The sequence below is a fragment of the Streptomyces sp. NBC_00996 genome (assembly GCF_045162675.1).
Classification (GTDB): domain Bacteria; phylum Actinomycetota; class Actinomycetes; order Streptomycetales; family Streptomycetaceae; genus Streptomyces.
Genome location: NZ_CP108723.1, coordinates 5,246,252 through 5,272,580 on the forward strand (window position 1 = coordinate 5,246,252; position 26,329 = coordinate 5,272,580).

The following is a 26,329-nucleotide window of genomic DNA, read 5'->3' on the forward strand; positions in this document are numbered from 1 at the left end:
ACCTGAAATGCTTTCCGGTCTCTGCGTCGTCCTGGACTCCGCGGGACTCTCGGGCGTTCACGTTCACGCGACTGCTCCCGCGCCACCGGTCGGCCTGAGGCCGTTGAGGAAGCTGTCTCCCGCGGAACTCAGCATCACCTGGGGCTCAACCTCCCTGGGCGGGGTCACCAGGTCGGTGTCGTCGTAGTTGTCGTTGTACTTGTCGGGCGGGTTCATGAAGTCCAGGATCGGCCCGATGATGGGGATGTCCTGCTTGCTCAGGCTGTCGCCGAACCAGCGCTCGATGTTGGACCCGCCGGCCAGAATCAGCCCGGAGCCGGTGCTGAGTTTGTCTACCACCTCACCGATCCCTACCGCCACGCGCCCGCCGCCGCTCATCGCGAAGCCCTCAAGGGACCGCAGCGCACCCGAGGGTGCCGACAGAGGGTAGATCCACGACTTGGGGTTCCTGAGACTGGCACCGGCGAAGCGGCTCAGCAGCCCTTCCGCCGCCCTGAGTTCACGGCCTGCGACGACGAGACCTCGCCCCGCTCGGGCCAGCCTCGCACCTGCCATGCCGGTGCCGGCGGCGAACAGGCCGGCGGCGTCCCAGGCGAGTGTCTCCCAGGTGACGTCCGCGCCCATCTTCATGGCGATGCCGTGGGCGGCCAGCGCGCCGGCCGCGACGATGACTCCTGCCAGGGCCAGCCAGCCCAGTCCGCCGGTGAAGATGGTGATCAAGCAGATGACCCCGATCACCATCGCGATGTCGGCGAGTACGTCGCCCAGCGCCTTCCACCAGTTGGGGTCCGTGACGCAGTCCCAAGCGCCTTCGAGGATGTCGCTGGCTATGCCCACGAGTTCGTCGAAGAGGCCGGGCTCGGGCGGGGCGTAGTCGGTGGCCTTCTTGAGCTGTGACGCGGCATGGGTGGCCGAGGTGTTGTACTCGTCGTTCAGCGTGTGGGCGCGCCTGCGGATGCTCGCCAGTTCGTCGTCGGCCGAGTCGTAGGCGCTCTGTTTCGCCTTCTTGTCCTTGTTGTGCTCCTCCAGCTCTTTAGCGGACATCGAAGTCGTGTCGCTGGGGAGCCCGTCGAGGGCGCTCTTCGCGCCGTTGGCTTTCTTGGCGGCTGTGGCGGCCTCCTCCTCGAGGCGTCGAGCGCGCGTCTGGAAGGCGCTCACCTCCCTGTGCCACGTGTCGAGTGCGCGTGCCGCCTCGCCCATGGCCGACAGGGCCTTCTTGAGGTAGGGCGGCACCTCGCTGAACGTGTCGGTGAACGCGTTGGCGGCCTTTCCGACCCACAGCCCGTCGTCTGTGCCGATCTTGTCCAGTTCGGTCTTCGTGGTGTCGCCGTCGCGGCTGACTGTGCCGACGGTGAGAGCCAGCTCGCGAATGGTCTCCAGGTCGCCGGGCGCGGGGTCGAATCCCAGATGCGGGTAGTCGTGACTGCTCACTTGCCCTTCTTCCTCTGCTCGGCGGCCTTCTTCAGCTCGTCTCGCAGCTTCTGGTCCAGTTCGTCGAACTTGTCCGCCGCGTTCTTGGCGAACTTCGAGACTCCCTTGGTCATCTTGGACAGCTGGCCGAAGCCGTAGTTCCAGGAATCCGCGAAGTCGTCGCAAGCGGTTTGCAGCTCGCTGTGCCCGATCCGAGCGGCATCGGCTGCCGACATCTTCTTGGACGCGCTTTTCATGTGACCGCCGCCGGTCTCGAGGTTCCTGGCCATCTCCCTGACCTCGGTGCCTGCGAATCTCAGGAACGACACCGCCTCATCCCCCTTCACTCTTGCCCCGTTGGTTCATCCCCCACAGCAGAGGCTGCTGGGTACGACGGTATCGGTGGGGCGATCATGGACGCCATGATGATGGGCAGGTACTCGTCAGACGCCCGCCCCAAGCATTGCGAGTGCGATCGGTCGGCCCGTATCCGAGCACACATAAGATGACTGCGCGCAGACAGTAGGGCGGGTCGGCCGGGGCAGCGCTGCCAGAAGCGAGCCCGCACAGGCCAAGGGGAGGCAAGATGGGCGTCGAGCGACACATCAGGGCCCTGCTCCGGGAGGACGAGCGGGGCGCTGAGACCTTTACTTTCCAGAGCCCTTGGAACTCCAAGCGGAAGTTCGCGGCGTACGCCTACATCGCCGAGCAGTACGGCTACGTGTACGCGGGTCTCGAACCCACCCTGTCGGGGAGCGCCCGTCCCGTGTTTCTCTTCCGACGGAATCCCAGCCCGGAAGCGCGTGAGCGGGCCGCGGCGACTCGGGCGCAGTACCCCTCGGCTCCGCGAGGCGGGCCCACGCCCGGCATGAAGCCGGTGGCGAGCGGACTGCGGCCTCTTCCGAAGGTCCGGCCCGCTGTCGATCTTCTCCACGCGCGCATTGAGGTCGACCTCAGCGGTGACGTCCAGAGAAAGCGCACGCTGCCCTTCCTCTTCATCGCGCCGATCCTGATCGTCATCGCTCTTGCCAAGATCGGTTTCACCGCGACGAGTGTGGCGGTCGGGGCGTTCGTGTGGCTGGCGGTCTTCGGCCTGTACTTCCTGGGCCTGTGGATGGCCCGCCGCAGGTACGCCAAGTACGCGCAGATCCTGGACGCCGCCGGCCGGGGCGTGACGGGGGACGACTCCCCACGGCACTGACCCCCCGCCCGTTGTCCGGCACGACGTGGCCCATTCCATCTGCCCCCGGCCGGCAGAACGAATCGAATCGTCGAGCCCGTCGCACCTGACCATCTATCGGTTGACGGCTTGGATCTCCTGGACCACGACGTCCTGATCGGCGCCGAACGTGCCGTCCGGGAGGTCGCCGCCCTGGCCGGTGGTGCTTGTCCAGCTGATCTTCCAGGTGATGGTCGCCTGAAGCTTGTACGAGCCGTCGCCGGACGAGCGCAGGTACTTCACCCCGCATGGCGGGGTCTCGTCGGCCTTGCCCTTGGCGTAGGGCTCGCCGATCTGGCCGTCGTGGATCGCGCACTGGCCGGAGGCGGGGTAGGTGACCGCGTCGTCCGTGCCCGGCTTGAGCGTCAGCGAGACCGGCTCGGCGGTGGTCGTCGCGCTGATGCCGAGCAGCGGGACGGACGCGGTGACGGAGACCGGCTTGAACTTCGCGGCGTTCAGCCATGCCCAGGTCGGCAGGTTCACCTTCGTCGTGCCATCGGGGGCGAGGCTCACCTTGGTCGACGGCACGCGGATCTCGGCATAGGCGAGCTGGGCGAGCCTCTCCGGTGTGATGGCTTGCGGGATGTCAGCTGGCGGTGCGTCGCCCTTGTCCACCCAGAAGGGTTCCTTGTCGCAGTCCTGGGACGCCGGGTAAGAGAGCAACTCCCGTTCTGCATAGGCTTCGTCGGCACGTACGCCACCGGGAAGACGACCCTCACGCAGGGCATCGAGAAGGACGTGGGAGCGGCTGGCATCCCAGCCTCAGTTCCAGGGACCAGCTCCCCTCGGCACCTGCGGGCCTCACGGAGAGGGGTCGGCAGATCCCCTGGTGATCCCCCGGGGTCCGCTCCGAGCGCCCCGACGGCGTTTACAAGACCACCGCACTCAGCGAAGGCGTAGCCCCCCGAACCGTTGCCCCTGACGCCTGGGGTGAACTTACAGAGCGAGCCTGGGGTTCCCCACTTCCAGCTCCATCGGAAGCCCCTCCACCTCCTGCGCGACATGCAGCGAAGGGGAGCCGTGCTACTCCCCAGACCGGCCTAGGTCCTCGCGTTCCGGAGCACCTCGACCAGGGAGTCTCGCGCTGTTGAACAGGGTGTCACGAAAGCGTTCGCCGACTGGCTCTACCTGCACGAGGTGAGCGTGCCGGAAACGCTCGGAGCCGCTGTCGGCGAAGAGTTCAAACGCTGGCTCTAGGCCAACTCCGAAGAGATAATAGCGGCCATCGCCGATACCGTGGCAAAACAGACCAAGCTCCCGGAAACAGCCACCCTCCACGCAGGAGCCGTGACCAGGCGCTAGCCGGAGTCGGCGGAGCGTTGACCAGGCAGAACACGCAGATCCATGGTTGCAGTTCTGGTTGCATTCACCGGCGTACAGCACCGTTCAGAAGCCCCACCCACACCAGCTGCACCGCAGGTCAGGACACTCCTGATCACTCCCGAACCCCCAGACGAACATTTGGAAAGCGTGTTGGGGGCAACCCCTCACGAGTTCGAATCTCGTATCCTCCGCAGCCGCCTGAACAGGCGAAACGAAGAGCCGGACCGTGATCACGGTCCGGCTCTTCGGCGTGCTTTGGTTGCAGTTTTGGTTGCGTTTATGTCGGGCATTACAGTCATTTCGCTCAGCCTTGGCGCTGCGAGGTATTCCCGCCGACACCGTGTTGGACGTCGTCCTGCGCGCAGCAGTCCTCGTGGCCAGGTTTCCCCTCGCGATGCGCCGTCACTGCGCGCGTCGGCACCATCGGCGCACATATAGGAGTAAGTTTTATAGATACGTACTTCTATATCTGTCGCGAGGGGTGGCGCGTGGACAAGCCTGCCGAGATGTTCGATCGCGAGTACGAGTGGTCGTCGCTGACCCGGTTCGTCACCGACCCACAGCCCGGCGCAACCCTTGGGGTCGTCTCGGGGAGGCGGCGCCAGGGCAAGACCTTCCTGCTGGACGCGGCCTGCCGTGCCGCAGGCGGGTTCTACTTCGGAGCGACGGAGGCCGCCGACGCGGAATCCCTACGCCGTATCAGCGCCGCCCTCACCGCCCATGTCCAGCCCGCCAGTCCCTTTCACTTCGCCGACTGGGTCGAGGCGGTCGACGCCCTTCTCGCCCTCGGGGCAGAACGGCCGGTGCCGGTCGTGATCGACGAGTTCCCGTACCTCGCCAAAGCCAACCCGGAGCTGCCCTCGATCATCCAGGAAGCGTTCCGCCCGCTGCGGGACCAGCGCACCGCTTCCCGCGCCAGGCTCCTCCTGTGTGGCTCGGCCTTGTCCTTTATGGGCAAGCTGCTGTCAGGCAACGCGCCGCTGCGTGGCCGGGCCGGCCTGGAACTGGTCGTACGTCCCCTCGACCACCGTCTGGCCGCCGAGTTCTGGAACATCACCGACCCCTGGCTGGCCCTCCAGGTCAACGCGATCGTCGGCGGTACGCCCGCCTACCGGCGTGAGTTCGCCCGGGGCGACAGCCCAGCCGGGCCGGAGGACTTCGACGACTGGGTCGTCCGCACCGTCCTCAATCCAGAGACGCCCCTCTTCCGCGAGGCCCGCTACCTGCTGGCCGAGGAACCCGACCTGCGCGACACCGCCCTGTATCTGTCCGTCCTGGCAGCAGTCGCCGACGGCAACGCCACCCGCGGCGGCATGGCCGGTTACCTGGAACGCAAGGCCACCGACATCGCCCACCCCATCAACGTCCTCGAAGACGCCGGGCTGCTCCACCGGGACGCCGATGCCTTCCGCGACAACCGGCCCACCTACCGCATCGCCGAACCCCTGATCGGCTTCTACCACGCCATCATGCGCCCGGTATGGGACCAGTTGGAGCGCCCCGGCAGCGCCGCCCGTGTCTGGCAGGCGAGCCGTCGCCGCTACGTCAGCAATGTCCTCGGCCCCCACTTCGAGCAGATCTGCCGCGACTGGGCCCTGCACCACGCCGACCCCGACCTGCTCGGCGGCCTGCCCGCCCGCGTCGGCCACGGCGTCGTCCACGACCCCAAGGCCCGCACCGGCCACGAGGTCGACGTAGCGGTCATCGGCATCGCAGACGGCACGAAGCCCCCGCTGCTGGCCATCGGCGAAGCCAAATGGAACGACACGATGGGCATCGCCCACATCGAACGCCTCCAGCACATTCGCGACCTCATCACCCAGGCCGGACGCTACGACACCACCCACACCCGGCTGCTCTGCTTCAGCGGGGCGGGCTTCAACGACAAGGCAGAGGCCGCATCGGAGGGCGCCCTCGACATCCAACTGATCAGCCTGCCGATGTTGTACGGCCAAACATGACGCCAGCCCCGACGCGCTGAGCGAGCCGGGATCGTGGTTGCAGTTTTAGTTGCATTCATCTCCGTTCAGCGGCGTCCGGAAGCGTCTGAACGGACTGCTCCACCGCAGGTCAGAACGTTCCCGTCCCCCGCCGAACCCCCAGACGAACATTTGGAAAGCGTGTTGGGGGCAACCCCTCACGAGTTCGAATCTCGTATCCTCCGCAGCCGCCTGAACAGGCGAAACGAAGCTCCGGGCCGCATCTCGCGGTCCGGAGCTTCGTCATGCTCTGGTCTCAGTTTTGGTCTCATTTATTTCCGGCATTCAACTCATTTCGCTCGCACGGCGGACCGCTCCCGCGGTGACCAGGGATCCCGCATCGACGTGCGCCCCGGGCCCGGCCCTGGGGCCGCCCCCCAAGTGGTCTGCTCGCCTCATCCCAGCGGGTAGCCCAGGGCGCGAGTGGCCTTGCGAAACGCCTGTAGCCGCTCAGGGGAGACCACGAGGTGGCGTTCGCCGAGCCGGGTGCACAACGCGCGCAGGCGGCGGTCGCTGACAACGAGGGCCGCCAGTGTCTCGTCCTCGCATTCGATGAGATGGACCTGCCCTGTGTCACGGAGTCGGCCGGTGCGGCGGGCGGTATCGTCCAGCAGCGTGGTGACGGTCTGGGGCAGAGGGTGCGAGGCTGCCTGGTCCAGGTAGCGGCGGAACTCGTCGAGAGTGTGCCCGCGGTCGAGGGCGCTCAGAAGGGACGCGGTGCTGAGCGTCCGGACCCGGTCGGATTTCCGGTCGGCGAACGTGTCCAGGAGAAGTGCGTCGGCCGAGGGCAGCCCGTCGAGAGCGACGATGTCGAAGTTCGCCAGGACGGTGACCCTGCCCGTAGGGACGGCCGGTGCCGGAGTGGGGGCGTAGTCGCCGGTGAGTCCGAGGGCGTACACACCGAGCGGGTTGAGGCGGACCGCGGTCAGGCCGTCGTAGCGGCTGAGCCGGTCGAGGTAGTCGCCGCCCCAGTTGTGCCGGTAGTCGTCGCGGGCGCCCTCCGGGGCGACGTGCTCGATGTCGATGAGGCCGAGCGTGGCGGCGTACTCGAAGAGCACCGTCAGGGTGTACCGGCCCTGGAGGAGGGACCAGCCGTGGTGGCCGTCGTAGCCGAGGCTGCCGTACTGGGGATCCTCCAGGTAGAGCTTCCACAGGGCGCGTTCACTGCGGTGGACGACGGGATTCAGACCAGTCGCGCGCATCTCGGTGAACAGGCCGTCGATGCTTGTCCACTCACCCGGGGTAAGGCCGGCGAGTGCCTTGCCGACGAGCTTGCGGCGCGGTTTGGCGGCAGTCAGGACGTTCGCCGAGCGCTGGCCCTTGATCTCTTCGACGCGGGAGAGTTCGTCCAGGAGGCTGTTGTTCAGCCAGCGTTGCCACAGCTGAGCAATCGTCAGGTGCGGTGGCCGGGTCAGCGCGGCCCGTCCGCGCGGAGTCAGCGCCAGCCGACCGCCGGTGAGCTGGGCGAGGCCGCCTGCCTGGAGCAGCATCGGCCAGGCGAAGGCGGCAATGGCCTCGTGCTCATAGAAGTCGCCGCCCTCCAGGACGTCGGCGACCGCCGCGACGGTGGCGGCGCCGGGGCGACGGGTCTTCTCACTGCACCTCAGCTTGCCGGCGGCGCACAGACGCAGCACCGCCAGCAGGCTGGTCTGCGCCTCATGCTCGGTGTGCCGGACCCGCGGAGCGTCGGTGGACTGCTGTTGCCATTCGACCGGTGCCACTGCGCGTATTCCCTGCTTCGTGCCGCTCACGTCCCGTTCCTACAGGTGGGCGGCATAGTGATAGTTGCCGGTCCCGCAGGTGCGTTCCAGCGCCTGTACCACCTTGCGCGGATCGTCGTAGGGACCGGAGAAATAGAACGGCTTACCGTCCCGGCCGAAGCCGATGGTGGGGCGATCGCCGGGCGCGGTTCCCAGGTGCACGGCGGCGTCGGTGAAGCCGGCCGCGGGCTCGAAGCCGAGCCCGCCGGCGTAGGTGACCGCGTCGCGCACGATCGCCTGGGCCAGTTGCTTCGGCGCGCTGCCGCGCTCCCTCATCTCCCGTACCCGGGCCAGCAGTTCCTCGTCGTGCGTGGTCACCGTCGCAGTCTGCCACGCACGCGTCATGCCCCACGACGGAGTGCACGTGAGGGCATCCCGGCCCAGCTACCCGCCGCCTGTCATCCTGGGCTTGGTGGCAACGGGCGCAATCGAGCCGGAACGTGTGGGTCGACATGGGTGAGGCAGTAGGCAGGACCGTCGAGCAGGTGCGAGCGCTGGTCAGCTGGGTCGGTGCGGGTCGCAAGCTGACCCAGACCGGCCGTGTGACGCTCGCCGACGCGCGTGCGCTGGTGGAGATTCTGGACACCGGCGACCGGATGGACCCGGTGATCGGAGACCGTACGTTCAAAACGAAGTCCAGCGAGGAGCTGTACCACCTCACGCTGCTGGTCGAGTGGGCGAAGGCTGCACGACTGCTGCGGGCCGCGGGCGGGCGCCTGCTGCCGGTGAAGAAGAACGCCAAGCTGCTGGACCGCCCCGACGAGCTGCGTCGCGCGCTGTTCGCCGCACTACCGCACATCGGCCCCGCCGTAACGGTGTCCGGCTGGCTGGAGTCCCTGTTCGCGCACGAGTACGACCGGGGCCTGCGGGCCTTGCTTCAGCGGCTATACGCGGCCACGACCCCGGTGCCGCTCAGTGACCTGCAGGAGGTGGTGTGGCAGGCGGTCAGCCCGCTGTACGTGCTCGACGACCTGTCCCCCGACCGTCTGCGGCATCTGCGCACCGCCAACGACCACGACATCCAGCGAGTCCTGAAGGCCCTCGCTTCCCTGGGCGCTGTCCATGTCGCCGGGGAAAGCGCCGAGTTGACGGCGGACGGCCGCACCGAGACGGCCCGAATGCGCGGCGAGCCCGAGCCCGGCGACGCGGTGTTGCAGATCCTCGTCGAGTTGGCGGATGTGGACAGCCCCCGAGTTTGGCGGCGACTACTTGTGCCCGCCGCGATCAGCCTGGACCGGCTCCACTCCGTGATCCAGGACGCGATGGGCTGGCAGAACTGCCACATGCACGCGTTCACCATCGACGGCGTCCAGTACGGCCGTCCCGGCGGTGAACTCGGATTCCGCGATGAGCGCATCGCCACACTGGCCGACTTGCTCAAACCGGGCACCCACTTCGTGTACACATACGACTTCGGGGACTCCTGGGAGCACCTCATCACCGTGAAGCGGTTCGAGACAGCCTCAGCCGGGCTCCACTACCCGCACTGTATGGACGGTGCTGGGGCGTGCCCGCCCGAGGACTGCGGCGGCGCCCCCGGCTACAGCGATCTCAAAGTGATCCTCGCCGACCCGGCCCATGAGGAACACCACGCCATGCTGGCGTGGCTCGGACTTCGGTCCGCCACGGAATTCGCCCCTGGCCGTTTCACGCCAGACGAGGCCAACGCACGGCTGCTGCACCTCAAGGCACCATGAAAGACAAGGCGTCCTGCCCCGCAGCCGTTCACGGCCCTGGGTACTACCGACTGCTCCACCGGCCCCGCCGCGCTCGGACAAGGACGTACGGGCCGACCTTCCTGGCCCGGCGTTCGGGTCTTGGGCATCGACTACACGGCGACGAGGCGCACTCTGTCGCCGCAGAGCTTCGTCATGTCGTCGATGTCCGAGGTGATCATGACGACCGGGCGCCGCTGACGCAGCGCCATCTCGGCCACGGCAGCGTCGATGGCGTATTTGTGACCATGCAGCCCGGCGTTGATCAGCATGGCTGAGGCGGCCTTGGCCTCCTCGTCGCCGATGTGCACGATCCGCACGCCGGACAGGACCCAGGCGAGCCGCGCCTTGTCGGTCCGGCGATGCACCGCTTCGATGATGGTGAGCGCGCCGATGACCACCTCCATGCCCCGCTTGCGGGCTTCGGCGATCAGGGCGACCACGGGCTCGTGATCACTGACGAACTTCGACAGGCCCTCGCGGTCGAGAACGAGGGTGCCTTCGTGACTCAGCTTGCGGCGGGCCACTGCCCCTCCTCGGCGAACACCTCGTCGAAGACCCGGCGTGCCCGCTCTTGCTCGTGCTCGGAGATCGGCCCCTGACGGCGTTCGTAGTCGGCCAGGTACTCATCCAGGATCTGACCGCGCAGTTCGCGCTCCACCGCTTCGGTGATGAACGCGGAGAACTCACGCTTGCCGACCCGTCGGCGGATCGCCTCCGCCGTCCCCTCGGGGAGCGAGAGGCTGACCCTGGTGGCCGGCCCTTCGCCGACGCTGTACGGAATCTCACTCATGGGATCGAGATTATCAAATAAGTAGGAATCTGGCCTGCGTGCCAGTACCCGCCGAACGACGTGGGTCGCCCACCCGTCACCTCGTGGTCTCAGCTCTGGTCTCATTCACCTCCGTTCAGCTATGTCCGGACGCCGCTGAACAGTCCACTCCACTGCCGGTCAGGACACCGACGACCACCTCCGAACCCTCTGGCGAACATTTGGAAAGCATGTTGGGGGCAACCCCTCACGAGTTCGAATCTCGTATCCTCCGCAGCCGCCTGAACAGGCGAAACGAAGAGACGAGCCGCAGTTGCGGCTCGTCTCTTCGGTATGCGTCGGTTGCAGTTTTGGTTGCATTCACGGGCGACATTCAGGACATCGCGCCCAACGGGCAGGCGCACGCCCCCACGGCTCCCGGCGGACAATCGGGACCGGCCTGCCCGCAGAGGGCCCTACGGAAGTGGGCGGTAGACGTCGCGGCGGTTGCCGACAGCCAATACCCACGTGATCAGCTGACCGGAGGGCGTCCGGGCACGGGATCTTGAGCATGTCCCGCTGCGCGTGCTGCGTGTCGCGTCCCGCCCCAGAGCCCGGCCTCGGTCGTGCTGCCGCGGTGGGCACAGCCGATCGTTGTCGGTTCCAGGTGGCATGATCCGCGGCATGGATCTCCTCCTCGTGTTCGCCGGCCTCGACCATGTGGACTGGTCACAGTTTCGCCATGCCTACGGCTCCGCAGAGGCCCTCCCCGCGCTGCTTCGGGACCTCGCGTCCCCTGTGGAGGAGACTGCCGCGGAGGCGGAGCAGGAGTTGTGGGACAGCATCGTGCACCAGGGCACGGTCTATACGGCGACAGCGCCCGCCGTGCCGTTCCTGGTGCGACTCGTTACCGAAGGCGTGCGCCGGAGCGCCCTGGTGGGCATGCTCGGCGTGATCGCCGGGAGCGTCGACGAGCACGATCTGCCGGTGCCGGGCGCGGCCCGCGACGCCGTCGCAGCACAGTTGGGGCTGCTCCTGCCGCTACTCGCGGACGACGATCGCGAGGTGCGGCGGACCACGGCGTGGACGGTGGCCCAGTGCCGGTCGGCGGCCGGCCTCGATGCGCGTGCGGCGCTGTGGGCCCGCTGGGCGGCGGAGAGCGATCCGATGGTGCGCGCGGACGTGCTGACGGCCTGTGTGCTCCTGAATCCCGATGCGGCCGAGGAGCTGTGCTCCGCGGTGCTCGCCGGAAACGAGCCGGCGCCGGTTCAGGTTGCGGCCCTGTTGGCCACCGCCGACTGCGGCCTGCCGTGGAACACGGACGTGACCGCGCGCGTCACGACATTGGTCCCGTTGGAGCGGCACGGATTCGGCGCCCTGTGGGAGCGAGAGCCGCTGCAGGCGCTGACCAAAGCTCTGCACGCGCGCGGCGAGGTCGACACCGCCATCGACGTGGTCGGCTCCGCGCTTGGGCGGGCCGCGGCGCTGCGGCTTCAGGGGAGCGAGCATGCGCAGGCCGCCATCACCGAGGCGCGGTGGGCCGCCGAGTCCCTCGCCCGCCGCTCACGAACCGCCCCGGCGCGGCTGCTCCCCGAGCTGCTCCCGCTGCTCGACGATCCGGCCACCGCGGCCGACGTGATCCCGCTGTTGCAAACCTGGTGTCAACCGGCCCCAGAGGCGGTACCGGCGCTGCTTGCCATCGCGCAGGACAACAGTGAGTTGGCCGACGAGGCCCTCGCGGCGCTGGTGTGCCTGGGAGCCCCAGAGGCGTCCGGGCTGCTCGCCCGCCATCTGTCCGAGCGGCCCCGGGCGCTGGAGGCCGCGTACCGCCTCGCGACCGGTGAAACCCGGACGCCGAGTCATATCCACACGCCCGGCGAGGACCGGACGCCGCTGCCCTACGATCCCGAACTGCTCGACGCGATACGCGTCCGGCTTGCCGCCGAACCATCCCCCGAGCGCAGATCAGTCTTCGCCGGCGGGCTGGCCGCGACCAACGAACCGGTTTACCTGAGCGGGCTGCTGGCCGCCTGGGGTGGGTCGGCCAGGGCCGCCCTGCCGGAGCTGCTCGCCGCGCTGCCGCGTCATCCGCTCCCAGTCAGCCGCGTCCTGGCCACCGTGGCCGATCCCCAGGCCGACGTCCACGTGATCGAGGCGCTGCGAGCCCAGGCTGGACAGGGACCGTTGGCAACGCGTCAGGCAGCAGCGAGCGCACTCCACTCCCTGACCGGCGACGCCGACGCCCTGATCTCAGTACTCTCCGAGCTGCTGGCCAGGCGAGGCAACAGCTTGGACCACGCCGTCACTGCGGCCGCCGCGCTCAGGGAGGCCGCTCGTCCCTTGCTGCCGCTACTGCACGCACTGCTGGCGGAACCGGCGCAGTCGCGCGAGACCGTGCCGGCGATCAGGGCAGCGCTCGGGGCCGCAACGCTGGTCTGGGAAATGACCGGGGATGAGCAGGCGGTGCTCCCGGTGATCCAGGAGGGCCTCGCCTGGGCCTCCCCAGTATGGGGCCAGGCGACGGTGAGGCGCGCCGCCGAAGTCGCTTGCCTACTCGGTCCCGCAGCCGAGCCGCTCGTCCCCGACCTCCTGACGCTGCTGGACGATCCAGAACTCTCCCCCGCCCTCGTGCTCGTCCTGACCAGCGTTTATCCCGAGGCCGACACCCCCGCCGGGCTCGCTCGGACCGCCCTGGCCGACTGTGTCCTGGCAGCGACCCGACCGGGCTTGTATGCGCGCTCCGCCTCGGCCTTGCTGGAAGTCTTCGTCGCGCTCGGCCCGACAGCCTTCACCGCCGCACAGCTCGACCTGATCCGCAACCTTGCGGACGGCGACCGGCGCGTCGTGGGCGCCGGCCTCCAGGACCGGATCATCCTCGACGACGAACGCTTCCGCGCCGAGGCCCGGGAGGTCCTGCGGACACTAACCGCCGGAGTCCCGCTAAGCAGTTCCTAGAAGATCCTGGTGTGCCGGTCGGGGTTGCTTCGAAGATCCTGGTGTGCCGGTCGGGGTTGCTTCGACGAAGGAGCTCGGAATCGTGACGAAGCCGCCATGATCGGCCTACGCCCGAATCCTCCCGGCCTGATCGGGGGAACGACAACGACTCCGGAATCCCGTGCCGTTCGACCGAGGATCGCCCTTCGCCACGGGCACCGAGGAGATCCCCGCGGGGTGGGCGAAGCACCTGCCGTACAGCGACGTCCGCCAGCTCGCCCACGCCATCGATGCCGGTGCACCCAGCACCGTTCGACTACGTCGCCACCTCGGGGAACCGGACGGTACGCACCCTCAGCCCCCTCGAACTCGACCCGGCTCTACCTCGAAGCCTGGTGCCACCTGCGAGACGACGAGCGCGTGTTCGCCCTCTCCCGCATCCACGGCGTCATGAGCCCATGCGAATGGAAGAGTTTGGTATCGATGGAGATAGTATCTCTGCCGATACTATCTCCGTCGGGAGGCTTGCCATGCCTCGTTTCATCGGGCGGGACCGCGAGCTGAACGTGCTCGGCAACGCCTTGCGGGCGGTCGACGACGCCGTCGGGTCGGCGAAGCCGGGGCAGTGCGTCCTCATGCGGGGAAGGCGGCGGGTCGGCAAGTCCAGCCTCGTCGAGGAGTTCCTCCGGCGTACCGAGACGCCGTACCTCTTCTTCACCGCTGCGGGCGGCACGGCGGAGGACGAAATGACGGAACTGCTCGACGCCGTCGCCAGATCCACCCTGCCGGAGCGGGAACTGTTCTCCGAGGAGACCCCGACGCAGTGGAACGCGGCCTTGAGGCTGCTCGCGGAGATCCTTCCCGACGACAGCCCGAGCGTGGTGGTCATCGACGAGGTTCCGTACCTCATGGACCGCATCGACGCCTTCGAGGGCATGCTCCAGCGGGCGTGGGACCGGCTGCTCAGCCGCAAACCGGTGCTTCTCCTCCTGGTCGGGTCCGATCTGTCGATGATGGAGGCGCTGAACAGCTACGACCGTCCCTTTCACCAGCGGGGCCGGGAAATGGTCGTGGGGCCCCTGAACCCGGCCGACATCGGCGAGATGCTCGGTCTGTCTCCGGCGGCCGCGTTCGACGCCGCGCTGATCACGGGTGGTCTCCCCCTGATCTGCGCCGAGTGGCGGGCCGGCGCGGATGTCCGGGAGTTCCTCCGCGACTCGCTGGACAACCCGATCTCGGCGCTGCTGGTCTCCGCCGAGCGCTCACTGGCCGCGGAGTTTCCACCGCAGGCGATGAGCAGGGAGGTCCTGCGAGCCATCGGTTCCGGAGAGCGCACCTTCACCAACATCGCGCGCGCGGCGGGCGGCATCTCCCACACCACTCTCACCCGAGCCACTGACGTCCTGACCGAGAAAAGGGTCGTGGCCGCCGAGCTGCCGCTCTCGCTGAGGCCGTCGAAGGAACGCCGCTACCGGGTGGCCGACCCCTACCTGCGCTTCTGGCTCGCGTTTCTGGATCCGCGTATGGCGGAGATCGAGCGGATGCGGGGCGATCTCACGCTGAGCCGCATCCAGGAGCAGTGGACGAGCTGGCGGGGCCGCGCGGTCGAACCCCTGGTGCGGGAGTCCCTCGCCCGTCTCCTGCCGGACGGGCTCCTGCCCGCCGCCCCGGCGATCGGCGGGTACTGGACCCGCAGCAATGACATCGAAATCGACTTGGTGGGCGCCGACCGGCAGCCGGTGGCCAAGGAGTTGCTCTTTCTCGGCTCGGTCAAGTGGCTGGAGAACTCCGCGTTCGACCGCCACGACCTGGCCGCACTGCACAAGCACCGGGCAGCGATCACCGACGAGCCGGTACCGCTCGTGGCGGTCTCCCGCAGCGGGGTCGGTTGTTCCGGCCTTCAGGCAGTGTACGGCCCCGAGGAACTGCTCAGCGCTTGGCGCAGGGCATGAGCAGGAACCGAGCCCCCGGTTGCAGTTCTGGTTGCATTCGCTGCTATTCAGCACCGTCCGCTACCTGGCCCCAGCCTATTCCGCTGCAGGCCAGGACACGGCCGATCGATCCCGAACCCCCGGACGAACATTTGGAAAGCGTGTTGGGGGCAACCCCTCACGAGTTCGAATCTCGTATCCTCCGCAGCCGCCTGAACAGGCGAAACGAAGAGCTGGACCGCTCATTGCGGTCCAGCTCTTCGGCATGCTCTGGTTGCAGTTTCGGCTGCATTCATAGCCGACGTTTGGGACATGTCATCAAGCGGGAAGGGCGCACGCTCGCGTCCGCACAGGGCGACCGGCGCAGACTGCGCGGAGCCACACCATCCGACGGGATACGTCACGACGGCTATCGGCCGCCAGGACCCACTGCGGCGACTCTGGTTCTCGGCGGATCCACGCGGATTCGTCCATGGTCCCGGGACGATGTCGCGGTCAGAGCCCGATCATCCGGACCTTGCTGCCGCACAGCCGGGTCATGTCATCGACATCCGACGTGAGGATGGCGACCGGGCCGGGCTGACGCAAGGCCGCTTCCGCGACGGTGGCGTCGATCGCGTACTTGTGTCCGTGCAGACCGGCGCCCTTGAGCAGTTGTGCTGCCACCTTGGCCGCCGCCTCGGTAACCGGCTCCACCTTGACCCGGGAGAGCGCCCGTTGCAGTCGGGGCAGGTTCACCCCGGCGTGGCTCACCTCCACGATGGTGTTGGCGCTGACGACAAGGTCCGCTCCCGTGTCGTGGAACACCTGGAACATCGCCAGAACCTTCCGGTCCTGCGCCACCCAGGCCGACAGCCCCTCGCTGTCCAGGACGACAGTCTCCATGTGCCCGCTCACGCGGCGCTCGCGCCGCCGGCGGCCTGCGTCGTACCGAAGATCCGCGCCCGCGCCTCGGCCAGCTCTTCCTCACTGAAGGCCCCGTGCTCGTCTGTGTGGCTGCGCAGGTCGGCCCCGAGAAGCTGGTGCCGGATCTGTCTGGCGACCGCTTCGGCCACGTAGCCGGAGATGTTGTCCGTGATCTTCTTCAGCTCCGCCACCTGCTCGGTGGGGAGTGTCACCGTGATGCGTGTGGTGTCAGCCATAGCGGTAAGCATACTGCGGTATGCGCGCTACGTACTCTCTGTTTCCCGCAGTCGGGGCGGTCAGCGTCAGTCGGGGCGACTGTCCGTTCGAGCACGGGCTCAGGTGGGTTCGAGCACGGGCTCAGCCGGGCAGTTGCGCGACGCGCCGGTTCAGCGGGTCCAGTAGCGGTATGCCTCGATCCATTGCGAGCCCTCGGGGGCGGGTTCCGGCAGCGGCAGGTCCAGAATTCCGATGTCCTGTCGGAACGACCTCCGGGCGCAGCGTGCGACCACGCGCCCGTCCTCGGCCAGGTCGACCCCGACCACGTTCACCTCGACGCCGAGAACAGTCGTGGTGAACGGCACTGCAAGGTTGTCCTCGATCATCGTGAAGAAGCCGGTGAGCTGCTCATCCTCGCCGTAGGCGTCGACGGTGGCCTCTTCGATCAACGCCTCCAGCGCGGCTGGTTCCCAGGTGCTCATGGCCTCACCGTAGCGCCGCACCGTACGGTTGAGGACCGGTGTGTTCAGCAGCGGCATATCCGCCGTGGCGCCGTCGCCAGCAGTCAAGCCAAGGCCCGCGGTTGCCAGCGTGTGACGTTGCCTGGTGGGGTTCGGTAGTGAGCGGGCCTGGGGAGGGTCCGGCAAGCGACAGGGCGGAAGAGAGTGGCACGAGTCGTCGTACGAGAGCCGAGTACGGGCGCGAGGAGCACACCGCCGCTGGCCCGGCAGGAAACATCCGCCTTCGTGAAGGAGTTGCTCGGCGCCGGCTGGGCGGCGGTGTTCCTGCCTGGTGAGCCCGCCCGCCTTGGGCGGCTGCTGCTGTGGAAGCCGACCGGGGCAGCAGCCGGAGACAGTGTGGCGCCCACCGGCCTTGAGACCGAGGCGGTGGAGCTGGTCCTGCCGCACGGCCGCTCGGTCAGGCGGCGCAGGGTCGAGGGTTACGCGCTGCCTGTCGCCCTCGCTGTCTCCGCCCTGGTTGATGCGGAGCCGACGCATCCCTCCGGCGCCGCCTGGCAGGCCGCCACTCGCTTCGCGCTGCGGCTGCTCGCCGACGGCCGCCTCCACCCGGCCCTCACCCCCGCCGGTTACGACACCTGGAAGGTGGGTCCCTGCACCGCCGCCCAGCGCCAGTCGCTGGACGCCCTGGCCGCCGCCTTCCCGCCGCACGCCCACTGCCTGCCCGAGCCAGGCCCTGCGCCGGTACGGATCGCCGAACCGGCTGCGCTGGTACGCCAGTTCTGCGACGCGGTCGCCGATGATCTGGTCCGTACGCCGGCCGCGCCGCTCGCCATGGGAGCACTGCCGTACGCCTGGCGCGAGGCCCGTGCCGTGCCCACCTTGCGTGAATGGGCCGAGGAAACCCAGGCGGCGCTCACCGCCGAGGTCAGTGTCTCCCTGCGCGTCGACGTACCCGAAGGACGCCGACGGCAGTTCCGGGCCGTCCTGCAACTGCACACCGCGGCGGACCCGGCGCTCGTCATCGAGGCCGCACGGCTGTGGAGCGAGCCGACCGAAGTGGAGCGGCTGCTCGGCCCGCGCGCCGAGACCGAGACCCTGCTCGCCCTGCGTCGCGGCGCCCGCGCCTGGCCTCCGCTGCGGAGGCTGCTCGACGGTGCCGCTCCCGATCAGCTCCGGTTGACCGACGACGAAGCCTTCGATCTCCTTGGGGACGCCACGGACGCGCTGCGCGCGGCTGGTGTCGACGTGCACTGGCCGCGCGAACTGGTCAAGGCGCTCACCGTGACCGCGGAGGTCGGGCAGCGCACCGCCCCCGGTTCCACCGCGGGCGGCCTGCTGGACACCGAGGCCCTCCTCGACTTCCGCTGGCAGGTCTCCCTTGGCGGCGAGCCGCTCACCGAGGCCGAGATGGATGCCCTCGCAGAGTCACGCCGTCCCCTCGTCCGGCTTCGCGACCAGTGGGTGGTCGCCGACCCGAAGCTGGTGGCCCGCGCCAAGCGCCGCCGAATGGAACCGCTCACCCCCATGGAGGCGTTGAGCGCCGCGCTGACCGGCGAGGCCGAGCGGGACGGTGACCGGGTCCCCTGTGCGGCGGTCGGTGCGCTCGGCGACCTGGTCGCTCGTATCCGCGACCCCGAGTCCCGCACCCCCGTGCCGCAGCCCGCCGCTCTCCAGGCCACGTTGCGCGAGTACCAGAAGCGGGGCCTGGCCTGGCTGGCCGAGATGTGCGCACTCGGCCTCGGCGGCTGTCTCGCCGACGACATGGGCCTGGGCAAGACCATCACCTTGCTCGCTCTGCACCTGCACCGCCAGAGCGACCCCACCACCGCGGGCCCCACCCTTGTCGTCTGCCCGGCCTCCCTGCTCGGCAACTGGCAGCGCGAGGCCGCCAGATTCGCACCGTCCACCCCCGTACGCCGTTACCACGGCGGCGACCGCCACCTCAAGGACCTGGCCGGCGCCGAGATCGTCCTGGTCACCTATGGGGTGCTGCGCCGCGACCGCGAGGTGCTTGCCGAGCCGGCCTGGTCGCTGGTGGCCGCCGACGAGGCCCAGCACGTCAAGAACCCCTACGCCGTCACCGCCCGCGAACTGCGCGCCCTGCCCGCCCGCGCCCGCGTCGCTCTCACCGGCACCCCCGTGGAGAACAACCTCTCCGAGCTGTGGGCCCTGCTCGACTGGACCACCCCCGGGCTCCTCGGCACACTCACCGCCTTCCGCGACCGGCATGCCCGCGCCATCGAGGCGGGCGAGGATCCCGAGGCAGCCGAGCGCCTGTCCCGTCTCGTACGTCCCTTCCTGCTGCGCCGCAAGAAGTCCGACCCCGGCATCGCGCCCGAACTGCCGCCCAAGACCGAGACCGACCACGTCGTCCCGCTGACGGCCGAGCAGACCAGCCTGTACGAGGCACAGGTCCGCGAGACCATGGCGAAGATCGCGGAGTCCGAGGGCATCGCCCGGCGCGGTCTGGTACTCAAGCTGCTCACCGCGCTGAAGCAGATCTGCAACCACCCCGCCCAGTATTTGAAAGAGCACAGCCTGCGCCAGTCCACTCCCCTGCGGGGCCGCTCCGGCAAGCTCGACCTGCTCGACGAACTTCTCGACACCATCACCGCCGAAGGCGAATCCGTGCTGGTCTTCACGCAGTACAAACAGATGGCGGCTCTGCTGGAGATGCATCTCGCAGAGCGCGGCGTCCCCGCTCTCTTCCTGCACGGTGCCACCCCCGTCGCGCGGCGCGAGGAGATGGTGGACCGCTTCCAGCGCGGTGAAGTACCGGTGTTCCTGCTGTCGTTGAAGGCGGCGGGCACCGGACTCAACCTCACCCGCGCCACTCACGTCGTGCACTACGACCGCTGGTGGAACCCGGCCGTCGAGGACCAGGCCACCGACCGCGCCTACCGCATCGGCCAGGACAAACCCGTCCAAGTACACAAGCTCCTCGCGGAGGGAACCGTGGAGGACAAGGTAGCGAAGCTGCTCGAAGCCAAGCGCGCCCTCGCCGACGCCGTCGTCGTCTCCGGCGAGGCAGCCCTCACCGAACTGTCCGACGCCGAACTCGCCGAACTCGTCGCCCTGGGAAGGCAGTCATGAGTCCCGCTGTCCCCGGCCCGCGCCGTGCGCCCACCCGCGGCAAGCGAGCCTTCGCCGCGACATGGTGGGGCCAGGCATGGGTGGCCGCCCTGGAGGACTCCACCCTGGACGCCGGACGGCTCTCGCGCGGACGCACCTACGCCCGCAAAGGCATGGTCGGCCCGGTCACCGTCGCTCCGGGCCAGGTCAATGCCGCTGTTCAGGGCAGCCGCCCGCGCCCGTACCGCTCCTCAGTCCACCTGCCCGTCCTCACCGACCCCCAGTGGGACACCCTGCTCGACACGATCGCGGCCCGCGCCGGGCATCTCGCAGCACTTCTCGACGACGAGATGCCCGCCGAACTCGTGGACGACGCCCGACACGCAGGCGTCCCACTGCTCCCACTGCCCACCGAGCTCGATCCGGAGTGCTCCTGCCCCGACTGGGGATACCCCTGCAAGCACGCCGCCGCGCTCTGCTACGCCATCGCCGCCACTATCGACACCGACCCGTTCGTGCTCTTCGCGCTGCGCGGCCGCGGTCGCGAGGAGGTCTTCGCCCAGCTGCGCGCACTCCGTACGGCAGCACAGGAGACCGCCGCCGCACCGGCACCGGCCGGCATCCCGGCCGCCGCCGCGTACGCCCACTGGGCCGAAGAGCCCCCCGAACTGCCCGAACTCCCGGAACCCGCCGCCCACACCACAGCACTGCCCGTCGTCCCGCCACCCGGCACCGGCCTGGCCGCCGCAGACCTGGAACGCCTCATGGCCGACGCCACCGCGCGCGCCGCCCGGCTCCTCGCGGGCGACACCGCCGACCTGCACCTGACCCGGCACCAGGACGCCGTGCGCATCGCCGCAAGCAACCCCGGACCCGAGTGGTTCCACCACCTGATCCAGAACACCGGCACCAACCCCACTGCCTTCGCACGCCTCACCCGCGCCTGGCGCCACAGCGGCCCCACGGGCATCACCGTCGCCGAACAGCCCCACACCCCCGACCCGACGGTGATGAAAGCCACCCGCACCGCTCTGAACACGGCCCTCGCCGAGATGACCGACTCCCCCACACACCTCAGAGCCTGGCGCAACCGCCTCACCCTCACCCACCACGGCATCCAGCTGCGTCTGGGCCCCGACGCCCGCTGGTACCCCTACCTGCAGGACGACGACGGCGAATGGTGGCCCGCGGCACCAGCCGACAGTGACCCGGTCACCGCGCTCACCGCGGCCTGGTCGCGGAACGGGGAGTAAGGAGGCGATTCCCAGCTGACCAGGAGCCACGAGCTGAAGCTGGACCCACTCACGCTGCTCCACTTCCGTGGTCGCAGTTCCGGTTGCATTCACCGGCGTACAGCACCGTTCAGAACCCCCGCCCGGACCAGCTGGATCGCAGGTCAGGACGTTCCCGTACGCCCCAGAACCCCCAGACGAACATTTGGGCCCGCGCCGAGGACTTTGCCACCACCCTCCGCACCCGGCTCACAGCCGCCCGCACCGAGGACACCTCTCCCGGCATTTCAGCTCCCTCCGCCTGAGCTCCCAGCCCGCACCGGGTGAGTGGATTGGCGCCTCCCGTACTACGTTGTCCGGCGGTACGGCGTCACGGGCCGCGGTCTCGGACGGCCCTGGTGTCTGGCGCGGCAGGTAGCCGTGGAGGAGGCTCGCAGCCCGGCGGTTATGAGCGCCGTGCGGGCAGATGTTCTTCAGCCCAGCTCTGCGGTGTTACGCCTGGGCCGCCTCGCCCCGGCGGGCTGCACTGACCGGGCACCGGGACCGCCATGGCGGTCAGGTTCAGCTACCGACGGCTCTTCATGTCCAACTCGACGTCCAGAAGAGCGGTGACAGCGCCCACCGGTCGGGGCCGTCGGAGAACGGGAAAGGGGCCGGTGGGAGCGTTGCGGGCACCCACCTGCGTCGCGCTCATCCGAGGTGGTCGGCGAGTTCGCGTTCCAGGGCGGCCTTCGGCTTGGCCCCAACGATGGTCTGCACGATCTCGCCGCCCTTGTAGAGGTTCATGGTCGGGATGGACATCACGCCGTAGCGGGCGGCGATGGCGGGGTTCTCGTCGATGTTGAGCTTGACGATCTCGATCTTGTCGCCGTGCTCGGCGGAGATCGCCTCCAGCGAGGGTGCGAGCTGGCGGCACGGGCCGCACCAGGCGGCCCAGAAGTCGACCAGGACCGGCTTGCCGCTGGTCAGGACGTCCTGCTCGAAGGAGTCCTCGGTAACGTCCTTGAGAGCCATGATCTTCCTCCGGTGCGTCAGACGGCGGCCACGGCCGCTTCGCCTGCGGTGTGGGTGTCGCTCAGGGCTGCGAGGTACCGCTCGGCGTCCAGGGCAGCCGCACAGCCGGAGCCGGCCGCGGTGATCGCCTGACGGTAGGTGTGGTCGACGACGTCGCCCGCTCCGAAGACGCCAGGGGTGTTCGTGTGCGTGGACGGAGAAGCCACTTCGAGGTAGCCCTCGTCGTCCAGGTCGAGCCGGCCGATGACCAGGTCGGTGCGGGGGTCGTGGCCGATGGCGACGAACAGGCCGGTGGCCGACAGGCGGGAGGTCTCGCCGGTGACGGTGTCGCGCAGGGTGAGTCCGGCGAGCTTGCCGCCGTCCTCGTGGATCTCGGCGACCTCGCGGTTGAAGGCGAAGGAGATCTTCGGGTCGGCGAAGGCGCGGTCCTGCATGGTCTTGGAGGCTCGCAGCGTGTCACGGCGGTGGACGACGGTCACGGAGCGGGCGAAGCGGGAAAGGAAGGTGGCTTCCTCCATGGCGGTGTCGCCGCCGCCGACGACCACGATGTCGTGGTCGCGGAAGAAGAAGCCGTCGCAGGTCGCGCAGTACGACACCCCGCGGCCGGAGAGCGCGTCCTCGCCGGGCAGGCCCAGCTTGCGGTGTTGCGAGCCGGTGGCCACGATGACGGCCTTCGCCCGGTGGACCGTGCCCGTGCTGTCGGTGACGGTCTTGACCGTGCCGGTGAGGTCGACCTCGATGACGTCGTCGGGGACGAGGTCGGCGCCGAAGCGTTCGGCCTGGGCCCGCATGTTGCCCATCAGGTCGGGGCCCATGATGCCGTCGCGGAAGCCGGGGAAGTTCTCCACCTCGGTCGTCTGCACCAGCGCGCCGCCGGCCGTGACGGCGCCCTCGAAGACGAGAGGCTTCAGTGAGGCGCGGGCGGTGTAGAGGGCTGCGGTGTATCCGGCCGGACCCGAGCCGATGACGATGACGTTGCGGACGTCCCCGGTCGTGTCGGTCTCGGTGCTCATGCCTGGGGCTCCGGCGCGATCTCCTTGATCAGGCCCTCGACCAGCACCTTGATCTCGTCCCGGATCGGCCGGACGGCCTCGACGCCCTGGCCCGCCGGGTCATCCAGCTTCCAGTCCAGGTACCGCTTGCCGGGGAAGACGGGGCAGGTGTCGCCGCAGCCCATGGTGATGCACACGTCGGACTCCTTGACCGCGTCGACGGTGAGCATCTTCGGGACCTCGGCGGAGATGTCGACGCCGACCTCGGCCATGGCCCGGACGGCGGCCGGGTTGACGTTGGCACCGGGGTTGGAGCCGGCTGAGCGGACCTCGACGCGGTCTCCGGCCAGGTGGGTCAGCCATGCGGCGGCCATCTGGGAACGGCCGGCGTTGTGGACACAGACGAACAGCACGGAGGGCTTGTCGGACATCAGAGGTCTCTCTTGTCTCGCAACAGAACGGGCACGACATATCAGCACCCGATGGTGTCAGTCACCGCTGATGTGACAGTATCAGTCCATGATGACGTCAGTCGACACTGATCTGATCCGGGTTCTGTCCGACCCGCTCAGGCTGCAGATCGTGACCCTGCTCGCCAAAGAGACTCTGTGCACCACCCACCTCGTGGAGGAGACCGGTGCCCGGCAGACCAACCTCTCCAACCACCTGAAGGTGCTGCGCGAGGCCGGGGTCGTCGAGACGGAGCCATGCGGCCGGTACACGTACTACAAGCTGCGCCCGGACGTCATCGCCCAGCTCGCCGACCAGTTCGCCGACCTGGCCGAGTCCGCTCGTGCCGCCGCAGAGAACAAGAGGGCCTGCCCGTGACCGCCGCCGAAACCGCGCCCGCGCCTGAGTCCGTTGCGCCCGCGCCGGGCGCCACCCCGCCGCGTACCCCGCTGGTCGCCCGGGCCGCCGCCGAACTCATAGGCACCGCGGCGCTGGTCGCGGTCGTGGTCGGCTCCGGCATCCAGGCCACCGAACTGACCAAGGACGTCGGCCTGCAACTGCTGGCCAACTCCACGGCCACCGTCTTCGGCCTCGGCGTCCTCATCCTCCTGCTCGGTCCGGTCTCCGGCGCCCACTTCAACCCCGTGGTCACGCTGGCCGAGTGGTGGACCGCCCGCCGTGGCGGCGCCGGCGTCACGGCGGGCGAGGCGGCCGTATACCTGCCCGCGCAGATCGTCGGCGCGATCGCGGGCGCGATCCTGGCGGACGCGATGTTCGGCGAGCCGCTGGTGAAGTGGTCCACCCACGACCGCTCCGCCGGGCACCTGCTCCTCGGCGAGGTCGTCGCCACGGCCGGCCTGATCCTGCTGATCTTCGGCCTTGCCCGCGCTGACCGCCTGCAGTACGCCCCGGTGGCCGTCGCCTCCTACATCGGTGCCGCCTACTGGTTCACCTCGTCCACATCCTTCGCCAACCCGGCGGTGACCATCGGCCGGGCGTTCACGGACACCTTCGCAGGCATTGCGCCCGGCTCGCTCGCCGCCTTCATCGGCATGCAGATCGTCGGTGGCGTGGTCGGCTTGGCCCTGGTGGCCCTCATCTTCATGCCCGGACGATCGGCCGAATGAGCCGCAGAACGCAGGTGGTGGTGATCGGCGGCGGCCAGGCCGGGCTGGCCGCCGGCTACCACCTGCGCCGCCTCGGCCTGGACTTCGTCATCCTCGACGCCCAGACCACACCGGGCGGTGCCTGGCAGCAAGCCTGGGACTCGCTGCACCTGTTCTCCCCGGCCGCGTACTCCTCACTGCCCGGACGCCTCATGCCGACGCAGGCCGGGGAGACCTGCCCCGATGCGCGGCATGTGGTGGAGTACCTGGCCGACTACGAGAAGCGGTACGGGCTGCCCGTCGAGCGCCCCGTACGCGTTACCGGCGTCCACCGAGACGGCCAACTGCTGCGGGTGGAGACCGACTCGGACACCTGGCACGCCCCCGCGGTGATCAGCGCCACCGGCACCTGGTGGCGCCCCTTCCTCCCCGCCATCCCCGGCCACCCGGCCTTCGGAGGCGGCCAGTTGCACACGGTGGAGTACCGCAGCCCCGCCGACTTCGCAGGCCAACGTGTGATCGTGGTGGGCGGCGGCAACTCCGGCGCCCAGATCGCTGCCGACCTCGCCTACAACACCCGGCTGACCTGGGTCACTCAGCGCCCCCCGCGCTTCCTCGCCGACGACATCGACGGACGTGCCCTGTTCGACGTGGCCACCGCTCGCCGCCGCGCCCTGGACGAGGGACGCACGGACACCCGCGGGGTCGCCTCACTCGGCGGCATCGTCGCCGTACCGCCCGTACGCGAGGCCCGGGACCACGGCCTCCTGAAAGCGAAACCGATGTTCTCGCGTCTCGTCTCCGGCGGCGTCGAGTGGTCCGACGGCACCCACGCCGAGGCTGACGTGATCATCTGGTGCACGGGTTTCCGCCCGACCCTGGCCCACCTCGCCCCACTCCAACTCCGTGGCCGCCGCGGCCACATCGCCACCGAGGGCACTCAGGCGGTGCACGAACCGCGACTGCACCTGCTCGGTTACGGCGACTGGACCGGCCCAGCCTCCGCCACCCTCATCGGCGTCGGACGGCCTGCCCGAGACGCGGCCCGGCAGATCGCCGAGATCCTGTCCTGATTCCGAACTCCTCGGCCGACGATCACGTGGCGAGGGTGGCCGTGTCCACCCAGCGGGCCAGAACGCTGAAGGCAGCGAGTTGCTCGAGCGCCTCGTGCTGGGGCAACTCGGGCAGGCCGTCCTCGTGGCTGTTGGGATTTCGGATGGCGGCGTAACAGCCCTCGGCGAAGACCGCGGCACCACGCTGGATGCTTCGGAAGGTGTCGCCGCCGTCGTCGGTCATCAGCCGCAGACGCGGCTGCCCCGGCTTGGGCGCGTCCTTCGAGAAGGCGCTCTGGAACAAGGCGGTTTCGGTCGCGTCCCGACGCATTACCTTGTTCTGCGTTTCGCGGTTGACCTTCCTCGCGGCGGCGGTGACAGCCTCCCGGAAGTGCCCGTCACGCCACAGCGCCCGTGCCGCCGACCAGACCCAAGGGTGCAGGCTGGCAGCGCTCAGGCGTGGCGCGGCATCACCCAGGCGCTCCCGGATCTCCGCGTCCCGCAGGAGGGCTGCGTCGGCGCGCTGGGCGGCCTCGTGGTGCTGATACCACCGATTGATGCGCTGATTGCCACTGGCGGAAGCCTCAGTACGCCAGTCCGGCAGGACACGGTCGATGATCTGCTCCACCACATGCGCGCCGGCGACGATCTCGTCCGGCTTGCCGCGGTTGGGCTTCCCGGTGCTGAAGACGGTCATGCCCGGCGGATCCGGCGGCCGGTACAGCTCAGTGAGCTCCAAGAAGCGTGCCAGCTCACCCGCGCCCACTCGACGTCGATGCTCATCGCCCCATCATCCACGGGGCTAC

Annotated in this window: 23 protein-coding genes and 2 pseudogenes; 11 read left to right on the forward strand and 14 right to left on the reverse strand. The window is 69.0% G+C overall.

Going from position 1 to position 26,329, the window contains the following annotated elements; all coding sequences use genetic code 11:
- Positions 1-63: 63 nt before the first annotated feature.
- Both OG390_RS24710 and OG390_RS24715 read right to left on the reverse strand, forming a co-directional pair.
- A complete protein-coding gene (locus OG390_RS24710) occupies positions 64-1,431 on the reverse strand; it encodes a putative T7SS-secreted protein (protein WP_406171107.1) in 1,368 nt (455 codons plus the stop codon).
- A complete protein-coding gene (locus OG390_RS24715) occupies positions 1,428-1,700 on the reverse strand; it encodes a hypothetical protein (protein WP_406171109.1) in 273 nt (90 codons plus the stop codon). Before OG390_RS24715 ends, OG390_RS24710 begins: the two co-directional genes overlap by 4 nt.
- A 296-nt stretch (positions 1,701-1,996) precedes the next feature.
- On the opposite strand from OG390_RS24715, the gene OG390_RS24720 reads away from it, so the two are divergent.
- A complete protein-coding gene (locus OG390_RS24720) occupies positions 1,997-2,611 on the forward strand; it encodes a hypothetical protein (protein WP_406171111.1) in 615 nt (204 codons plus the stop codon).
- A 93-nt stretch (positions 2,612-2,704) separates the two neighbouring features.
- On the opposite strand, the pseudogene OG390_RS24725 reads toward OG390_RS24720, so the two are convergent.
- Positions 2,705-3,274 (reverse strand): annotated as a pseudogene (locus OG390_RS24725) (hypothetical protein); the annotation flags it as partial.
- Positions 3,275-3,483: 209 nt separating this feature from the next.
- Here OG390_RS24725 and OG390_RS24730 point away from each other — a divergent pair.
- Both OG390_RS24730 and OG390_RS24735 read left to right on the forward strand, forming a co-directional pair.
- A pseudogene (locus OG390_RS24730) lies at positions 3,484-3,720 on the forward strand (DUF6009 family protein); the annotation flags it as partial.
- A 720-nt stretch (positions 3,721-4,440) separates the two neighbouring features.
- The gene (locus OG390_RS24735; protein ID WP_406171113.1) at positions 4,441-5,913 is read left to right on the forward strand and encodes an ATP-binding protein; all 1,473 of its coding nucleotides are present in this window, start codon (positions 4,441-4,443) and stop codon (positions 5,911-5,913) included.
- A 413-nt stretch (positions 5,914-6,326) separates the two neighbouring features.
- Here the strand turns inward: OG390_RS24735 and OG390_RS24740 are convergent, their stop codons facing one another.
- Positions 6,327-7,682: a helicase-associated domain-containing protein gene (locus tag OG390_RS24740; RefSeq protein ID WP_406171114.1), complete on the reverse strand. Its 1,356-nt coding sequence runs from the start codon at positions 7,680-7,682 to the stop codon at positions 6,327-6,329.
- 9 nt (positions 7,683-7,691) lie between these two features.
- Positions 7,692-8,009, reverse strand: a complete 318-nt coding sequence (locus OG390_RS24745) for a hypothetical protein (RefSeq protein ID WP_406171115.1) — start codon at positions 8,007-8,009, stop codon at positions 7,692-7,694.
- 134 nt (positions 8,010-8,143) lie between these two features.
- Here OG390_RS24745 and OG390_RS24750 point away from each other — a divergent pair, with 134 nt between their 5' ends.
- The gene (locus OG390_RS24750; protein WP_406171116.1) at positions 8,144-9,388 is read left to right on the forward strand and encodes a plasmid pRiA4b ORF-3 family protein; all 1,245 of its coding nucleotides are present in this window, start codon (positions 8,144-8,146) and stop codon (positions 9,386-9,388) included.
- Positions 9,389-9,519: 131 nt separating this feature from the next.
- On the opposite strand, the gene OG390_RS24755 is transcribed toward OG390_RS24750, so the two are convergent.
- Both OG390_RS24755 and OG390_RS24760 read right to left on the reverse strand, forming a co-directional pair.
- Entirely contained in the window at positions 9,520-9,933 is a 414-nt protein-coding gene (locus OG390_RS24755) for a DNA-binding protein (RefSeq protein ID WP_406171118.1), read from the reverse strand.
- A complete protein-coding gene (locus OG390_RS24760; RefSeq protein WP_030973973.1) occupies positions 9,915-10,199 on the reverse strand; it encodes a hypothetical protein in 285 nt (94 codons plus the stop codon). The genes OG390_RS24755 and OG390_RS24760 overlap by 19 nt, the downstream gene beginning before the upstream one ends.
- Before the next feature lie 642 nt (positions 10,200-10,841).
- Between OG390_RS24760 and OG390_RS24765 the strand changes: the two genes are divergently transcribed.
- Entirely contained in the window at positions 10,842-13,112 is a 2,271-nt protein-coding gene (locus OG390_RS24765) for a hypothetical protein (RefSeq protein WP_406171120.1), read from the forward strand.
- A 509-nt stretch (positions 13,113-13,621) separates the two neighbouring features.
- Positions 13,622-15,043: an ATP-binding protein gene (locus OG390_RS24770; RefSeq protein ID WP_406171122.1), complete on the forward strand. Its 1,422-nt coding sequence runs from the start codon at positions 13,622-13,624 to the stop codon at positions 15,041-15,043.
- Positions 15,044-15,517: 474 nt separating this feature from the next.
- Here OG390_RS24770 and OG390_RS24775 read toward each other — a convergent pair whose 3' ends face one another.
- From OG390_RS24775 to OG390_RS24785, 3 genes are all read right to left on the reverse strand, one after another.
- Positions 15,518-15,919: a DNA-binding protein gene (locus OG390_RS24775; protein ID WP_406171123.1), complete on the reverse strand. Its 402-nt coding sequence runs from the start codon at positions 15,917-15,919 to the stop codon at positions 15,518-15,520.
- Positions 15,916-16,164, reverse strand: coding sequence for a hypothetical protein (locus OG390_RS24780; RefSeq protein WP_037678403.1), 249 nt, complete (start codon positions 16,162-16,164; stop codon positions 15,916-15,918). The genes OG390_RS24775 and OG390_RS24780 overlap by 4 nt, the downstream gene beginning before the upstream one ends.
- 150 nt (positions 16,165-16,314) lie before the next feature.
- Positions 16,315-16,626 carry a calcium-binding protein gene (locus OG390_RS24785; protein WP_406171125.1) on the reverse strand — a complete coding sequence of 104 codons (312 nt, stop codon included), beginning with the start codon at positions 16,624-16,626 and terminating at the stop codon, positions 16,315-16,317.
- 264 nt (positions 16,627-16,890) lie between these two features.
- On the opposite strand from OG390_RS24785, the gene OG390_RS24790 reads away from it, so the two are divergent.
- Together OG390_RS24790 and OG390_RS24795 are read left to right on the forward strand one after the other, a co-directional pair.
- Positions 16,891-19,698 carry a DEAD/DEAH box helicase gene (locus OG390_RS24790; protein ID WP_406177842.1) on the forward strand — a complete coding sequence of 936 codons (2,808 nt, stop codon included), beginning with the start codon at positions 16,891-16,893 and terminating at the stop codon, positions 19,696-19,698.
- Entirely contained in the window at positions 19,695-20,930 is a 1,236-nt protein-coding gene (locus OG390_RS24795; RefSeq protein WP_406171127.1) for an SWIM zinc finger family protein, read from the forward strand. The genes OG390_RS24790 and OG390_RS24795 overlap by 4 nt, the downstream gene beginning before the upstream one ends.
- A gap of 669 nt (positions 20,931-21,599) precedes the next feature.
- Here the strand turns inward: OG390_RS24795 and trxA are convergent.
- From trxA to OG390_RS24810, 3 genes are read right to left on the reverse strand one after another with little or no spacing between them, the layout of a single operon-like run.
- The gene (gene trxA / locus OG390_RS24800) at positions 21,600-21,923 is read right to left on the reverse strand and encodes a thioredoxin (protein WP_406171129.1); all 324 of its coding nucleotides are present in this window, start codon (positions 21,921-21,923) and stop codon (positions 21,600-21,602) included.
- A gap of 17 nt (positions 21,924-21,940) precedes the next feature.
- Positions 21,941-22,936 (reverse strand): thioredoxin-disulfide reductase, encoded by a 996-nt coding sequence (gene trxB, locus OG390_RS24805; RefSeq protein WP_406171130.1) that lies wholly within the window; start codon positions 22,934-22,936, stop codon positions 21,941-21,943.
- Entirely contained in the window at positions 22,933-23,346 is a 414-nt protein-coding gene (locus OG390_RS24810; RefSeq protein WP_406171132.1) for an arsenate reductase ArsC, read from the reverse strand. The genes trxB and OG390_RS24810 overlap by 4 nt, the downstream gene beginning before the upstream one ends.
- 88 nt (positions 23,347-23,434) lie before the next feature.
- Here OG390_RS24810 and OG390_RS24815 point away from each other — a divergent pair, with 88 nt between their 5' ends.
- The 3 genes from OG390_RS24815 to OG390_RS24825 are packed head-to-tail and all read left to right on the forward strand — an operon-like array spanning position 23,435 to position 25,544.
- On the forward strand, positions 23,435-23,743 hold the full coding sequence (locus OG390_RS24815) for an ArsR/SmtB family transcription factor (RefSeq protein ID WP_406171134.1): 309 nt from the start codon (positions 23,435-23,437) through the stop codon (positions 23,741-23,743).
- Positions 23,740-24,492, forward strand: coding sequence for an aquaporin (locus OG390_RS24820; protein WP_406171136.1), 753 nt, complete (start codon positions 23,740-23,742; stop codon positions 24,490-24,492). The genes OG390_RS24815 and OG390_RS24820 overlap by 4 nt, the downstream gene beginning before the upstream one ends.
- Positions 24,489-25,544 (forward strand): ArsO family NAD(P)H-dependent flavin-containing monooxygenase, encoded by a 1,056-nt coding sequence (locus OG390_RS24825; protein WP_406171138.1) that lies wholly within the window; start codon positions 24,489-24,491, stop codon positions 25,542-25,544. The genes OG390_RS24820 and OG390_RS24825 overlap by 4 nt, the downstream gene beginning before the upstream one ends.
- A gap of 22 nt (positions 25,545-25,566) precedes the next feature.
- Here the strand turns inward: OG390_RS24825 and OG390_RS24830 are convergent, their stop codons facing one another.
- The gene (locus tag OG390_RS24830) at positions 25,567-26,289 is read right to left on the reverse strand and encodes a TIGR02391 family protein (RefSeq protein ID WP_406171139.1); all 723 of its coding nucleotides are present in this window, start codon (positions 26,287-26,289) and stop codon (positions 25,567-25,569) included.
- Positions 26,290-26,329: the final 40 nt, after the last annotated feature.